Genomic DNA, 765 nt, shown 5'->3' with positions numbered 1-765 from the left:
GGTCATCTCCAGCGCGCCGAACACGGTGACCTGCCGGTTTTTGCCAGGGGTGGCGACCTGGGGGCGCCGCTGGCGCAGGCTCCAGCTCGCGCGCAGGTGCGGCAGCAGGTGCACATGGGTCTCATCGGCGGCCCACACCACCGCCCCGCGCGGCAGCGTGCGCAGGTGGGCGGCGAGGTCGGCCAGCACCCGCCACCGGTCCGGATCGCCCCGGGCGATCAGCCTGGGCCGCCGCCAGACGGCTATCAGCCGCACCCGCCGATACAGCGTGCGCCGACTAAGGCGGGGCCGGCCCAGGACGCGCCACAACCGGCCGATCGTCCACGGTCCCGGCCGGGCCAGCAGGCGGGCGATCCGGTCGGTCAGCCGCGCCCCGCCCAGCCGGGGACGGCCCGGCCGGGGCCGGTCGGCCAACCCCGCCAGACCGTGCCGGTTGCACCGGCCGATCCACCGGCGCACCGTGCCGGCGTCGTAGCCGAGCAGGTCGGCGATCTGCCCTGCCGGCCACCCGCGCAGCGACAACAGCACCATCACCGCCCGTACCGCCGGCCGCCACCGGCCACGCAGCTCAGCCTGCACCTGCTCGATCGAGACAGCCGGGCCATTGGCGAACACGATGGGCGGGCGCATACTGACCACGACCTCGCCGGTGGACGGACGATGTGGGCAACCTCGATCCAACCCCCGGCGAGGCCCCTGTCAACGTCCTCAACTCCCGGCGGTCCCACACCCGGTTACGCGCAGAACTTCTGGATAGACGCTTAG

Annotated in this window: 1 protein-coding gene; it reads right to left on the bottom strand. The window is 74.0% G+C overall.

Translation table 11 applies throughout. The features are described 5' to 3' along the window. Positions 1-630: helix-turn-helix domain-containing protein (locus BSB02_RS39250; protein WP_143591792.1), on the bottom strand; the 630-nt coding region annotated here is incomplete at its 3' end. Between the last annotated feature and the right edge of the window lie 135 nt (positions 631-765).

This window comes from Thermoactinospora rubra, assembly GCF_002093975.1.
Classification (GTDB): domain Bacteria; phylum Actinomycetota; class Actinomycetes; order Streptosporangiales; family Streptosporangiaceae; genus Nonomuraea; species Nonomuraea rubra_A.
Note: the sequence above shows the minus strand (reverse complement) of the source record. Positions and strands in the feature narration are given on the sequence as shown.